The 3605-nt window shown below is 37.8% G+C and carries 5 protein-coding genes and 3 pseudogenes; 7 read left to right on the plus strand and 1 reads right to left on the minus strand.

Annotation, left to right across the window (positions count from 1 at the left end):
* Window positions 1-463, minus strand: a pseudogene (locus RAC86_RS36605) (amidase domain-containing protein); the annotation flags it as partial.
* A gap of 125 nt (window positions 464-588) precedes the next feature.
* Here RAC86_RS36605 and RAC86_RS36610 point away from each other — a divergent pair.
* The 7 genes and pseudogenes from RAC86_RS36610 to RAC86_RS36640 all read left to right on the plus strand — a co-directional run bounded on the left by RAC86_RS36610 (window position 589) and on the right by RAC86_RS36640 (window position 3490).
* A complete protein-coding gene (locus RAC86_RS36610; protein WP_009967025.1) occupies window positions 589-909 on the plus strand; it encodes a hypothetical protein in 321 nt (106 codons plus the stop codon).
* A 141-nt stretch (window positions 910-1050) separates the two neighbouring features.
* The gene (locus RAC86_RS36615; RefSeq protein ID WP_377886776.1) at window positions 1051-1182 is read left to right on the plus strand and encodes a hypothetical protein; all 132 of its coding nucleotides are present in this window, start codon (window positions 1051-1053) and stop codon (window positions 1180-1182) included.
* A 15-nt stretch (window positions 1183-1197) separates the two neighbouring features.
* Window positions 1198-1367 (plus strand): annotated as a pseudogene (locus tag RAC86_RS36620) (hypothetical protein).
* Window positions 1368-1403: 36 nt separating this feature from the next.
* On the plus strand, window positions 1404-1865 hold the full coding sequence (locus RAC86_RS36625) for a hypothetical protein (RefSeq protein ID WP_048655264.1): 462 nt from the start codon (window positions 1404-1406) through the stop codon (window positions 1863-1865).
* A 265-nt stretch (window positions 1866-2130) separates the two neighbouring features.
* On the plus strand, window positions 2131-2364 hold the full coding sequence (locus tag RAC86_RS36630; RefSeq protein ID WP_044052556.1) for a hypothetical protein: 234 nt from the start codon (window positions 2131-2133) through the stop codon (window positions 2362-2364).
* 107 nt (window positions 2365-2471) lie between these two features.
* Window positions 2472-2936 (plus strand): annotated as a pseudogene (gene terS / locus RAC86_RS36635) (phage terminase small subunit); the annotation flags it as partial.
* A 236-nt stretch (window positions 2937-3172) separates the two neighbouring features.
* On the plus strand, window positions 3173-3490 hold the full coding sequence (locus RAC86_RS36640) for a putative quinol monooxygenase (RefSeq protein WP_377886775.1): 318 nt from the start codon (window positions 3173-3175) through the stop codon (window positions 3488-3490).
* Window positions 3491-3605: the final 115 nt, after the last annotated feature.

Genomic DNA, 3605 nt, shown 5'->3' on the forward strand with positions numbered 1-3605 from the left:
TTGATTGAGAACTTTGTTTATTAGAAGTTGTTTTGGGAATTTCAAGTTTAATATTATCGCCCAGAGATGTTGTTACTTTTTCAACACCAAAAACAAAGTTTCGAGTAATATAAGCTTCAACAATTAGCTTATTGTTTTTTTCAGAAGTCTTAACATCGTCTATATCGTATGTAAACTCGTGGAATTTTTGTTTGTCCACTTTACTTAACGCAGAATACAGTAAGACTCCTTCGTCGGAATCAGTCAATTTAGACTCTTTAGGATGCGCTAAAGGAGTGTTGTGTTCAAAATCATATTTTTGTTGTTCTAACATATCCTTAACTTTTTCGTAACCAATCTCGTTGGTAATTGAAACATTTTCTTTAGTCTCTTTATTAGTAGTGGCTGCAAAAACTTCATTTGTTGACACTAATGGTGACAATGATAGACATAAAACTAGTGAAGCAAGTAATTCTTTTTTCATACGAAACCTCCAATAAAATCTAAATATAAGTAATATTTATCATTTACACCAATTGAAATATGGCATAAAATACATGTAATAATATAACATAAAAATAAAAACATAAAAAGGTATCGGAGGAAAAAATGAAAAAGAAAACTAAAATTATACTTTCTCTCTTGGCAGCACTTATTGTTATATTGATAGTACTTCCAGTTCTATCTCCTGTTGTCTTTACAGCTTCTTCGGAAAAAGGAGCAATCAGACACGAAATTTATAAAAGAGGATATCCCTACCAAAGCTACTTTGCAGTTCTCCAGAAAAGAGAAGGAGACAATGAATCTGGGAATCTTTATTATGTAAATTGGCTAGATTGGAAAGATGAAACAGGACAAACTCCTCACTTATGCTATTCGAAAAAATCATCAGATGGTGAATACGAAGTAAGTTGTGGCACAGGGCCGTAAAAATAAATTTTAAAATTGAATAAGTCCATGACGGAAAGCCTGCGGACACTGATCGTTTTACAGAGAAATTTGTGCTTCGATCGGTGTCCGTTTTTTTTCGCAACTAACCATATGTCTATCGCGATTACTAGCTATGAAAGGATTAAACAGTCCAAAAAGAAACCATCACAGAAGCAACATGAGCGCTTAGATCGTTTCTGGCAACAAATGATGAACACTAACATGCAAACACTCAGACGTGGCAAATGCGGCGCCTATAAACGCAGAAAGTAAAAGGGGAGTTTCAGGATGAAATACGGATTCGCTTATAAAAACGGAAAGCTTGTAAATATCTTTTGCGGCAAAGAAGAGCTCTATAACGAGTTGAAAGCCTTCTTGGTCAAAACCTTCAGTATCAGCGTGAAAGAGGTATCGAGGCCTCAATATATCGCAGAGCAAAGAGCAAACAACTGGAATGACACTTACTCTATTTAACTATCAGGAGGGAAAGGACAATGACAGATCAAATGATTGCATGGGAGATTGAGGAATGGATTCGTGATTATAAATTCATGCTGCGGGAGATCAAAAGGCTCAACCGTGTGTTGAACAAAGTAGACTTTATTAGCACAAAGCTCACTGCAACATACGGGGATGAAGCGGGCATGCCAAGGGGATCAGCAGGAGTCAGTCAGGCAGAATTGCGACAGATGGACCGAAGAGAAAGACGGCTTCACAAATATGAATCTATTGTGTATTACCTGGACAACGCTATGGAACACATTGAAGAAGAAAAGCACCGTATCGTTTATGATTGTATGATGGAGGGCATGAGCTACACTGCTATTGCAAACCACCTTGATTGCTCCCGAGATACCATCAGAAAGATCAAAACAGCCATAATCGGCAACATCGTCAATAAAGTCAAAGAAGCCAACTTTCTGCAATATTTGAACTCGTTTAAATCGGCGGTGTAAAATGGGAGGCAGGATCGGCGCGGCGGATTATTCCTGCGTCACCACCAATTTCATACAATGAGTAAAACCTCCCAGTGGTAAGCGAGGATCAACTCAACTGGGAGGTCTTACATAGTGAATCGGTGATAAAACAGCAGCAGTATTGCGTACATGTTAATATCCCCGACAAAATATGGTTTTATTCAACAGATTCGTTCGACAAATTTTGCGAATGTTACCATTGTCATACTCCTTAACCGATAATAAGGTAGGGGGGGTGAATAGCTTGAAGCCAATGGTAAAAGAATTTCATGATTTTTTAGAGAAGCAAGGGCATAGATCATGGGACGACATAGAAAAAGAAATGCAAGATGAGTTGTGGCGAATCGGAAATAAGTATAATGTATCGGGTCCTACTGTATTCCATGAGTATATGGACTGGAGAGCAAGTCAACTGAAGAAAATAAAGGTAGCATCCTGCGGGGTGCTTTTTTTGTTCCCTGTAAACTGCTTCCGGTAAGTCTCAGGATAGACAATTGGCGGTTAACGGCTTGAGCACGGTGGTGGTTTAGAGGGAATATCTTTTCCAAAACAACACGAATCAGAAGGGGGCGGCGGTGAATGTAGATGGCCGAAAAGCACATTCAGGCGTATAAGGATTACGTCAAAGGCATGAAATACAAGGACCTTGCCGAGAAATACGAGGTGTCAGTGAACACAATCAAATCGTGGAAGCAGCGGCATGGTTGGGAAAGAAAAAAGGGTGCACCCATTGAAAAAAGTGTGCACACAAAAAAAGGCGGTCAACCTGGCAACAAAAATGCAGTCGGGAACAACGGCGGCGCACCACAGAAGAATCAAAATGCTGTTACTCACGGCTTTTTCTCTAAATTCTTGCCAGAAGAGACGCTTGAAATCATGGAAGAGATTCAGGAACGCTCGCCTGCTGATATGATATGGGATCAAATTCAGATTCAATATGCGGCCATTCTTCGGGCGTAGCGCATTATGTTCGTTTCTGATAAGGAAGAAATGATCAAAGAGTTGAAAAAGAAAAGGTCCCTCATATCTGAGGTCAGCGAAATTGAAGATGGGCTTGTCATTAGTTTTAGTACGTGGTTTCGCTACAGATTTTACAGTTAAACAAACACCTAACACATTTCACATTGCTTCAGATTGCCTTCAAACTTGATAATATAACTTCTAAACCTTCCTATAAAATGAAGGTTTTTTATTTGATTTCAATTTTTAAATCCTTTACATACAGCGATTGATTAACTCGAGCAATCAATGTCGCAGTTATATTTATTTTTCAAGAAAATGTTATAATGAAAAGCCATAAAATGATGGGAGGAGAAATTTCGATGCATTACATAACGGCATGTTTAAAAATCATCAGTGATAAAGACCTTAATGAAATAATGAAGGAATTTAAAAAACTTGAGGAAGAAACGAACAAAGAAGAGGGTTGTATTACATTCCATGCTTATCCGCTTGAGCCATCAGAACGTAAAATAATGCTTTGGGAGATTTGGGAAAACGATGAAGCTGTGAAAACCCATTTCACGAAAAAACACACAATAGACGTTCAAAAACAAGAATTAACGGAAGTAGAATGGTTAATGAAAAGCAATGTGAATGATTGAAAGGCTCTTTAAAAAGAGACATTCAATGACTTAGAATCAGCCACTTGTGATTAAGTAGTAAATTATTGTCCAACTCTTATTTTTTTCTATTTAATATTTTTTGAGACGAAAATGT

The sequence above is a fragment of the Bacillus sp. LR_5 genome (assembly GCF_042709275.1).

What these genes read in the sequence shown, in the direction of transcription:
- RAC86_RS36610 (WP_009967025.1), top strand. Translation starts at nt 589, where the DNA reads ATGAAAAAGAAAACTAAAATTATACTTTCTCTCTTGGCAGCACTTATT.
- RAC86_RS36625 (WP_048655264.1), top strand. Translation starts at nt 1,404, where the DNA reads ATGACAGATCAAATGATTGCATGGGAGATTGAGGAATGGATTCGTGAT.
- RAC86_RS36640 (WP_377886775.1), top strand. Translation starts at nt 3,173, where the DNA reads ATGAAAAGCCATAAAATGATGGGAGGAGAAATTTCGATGCATTACATA.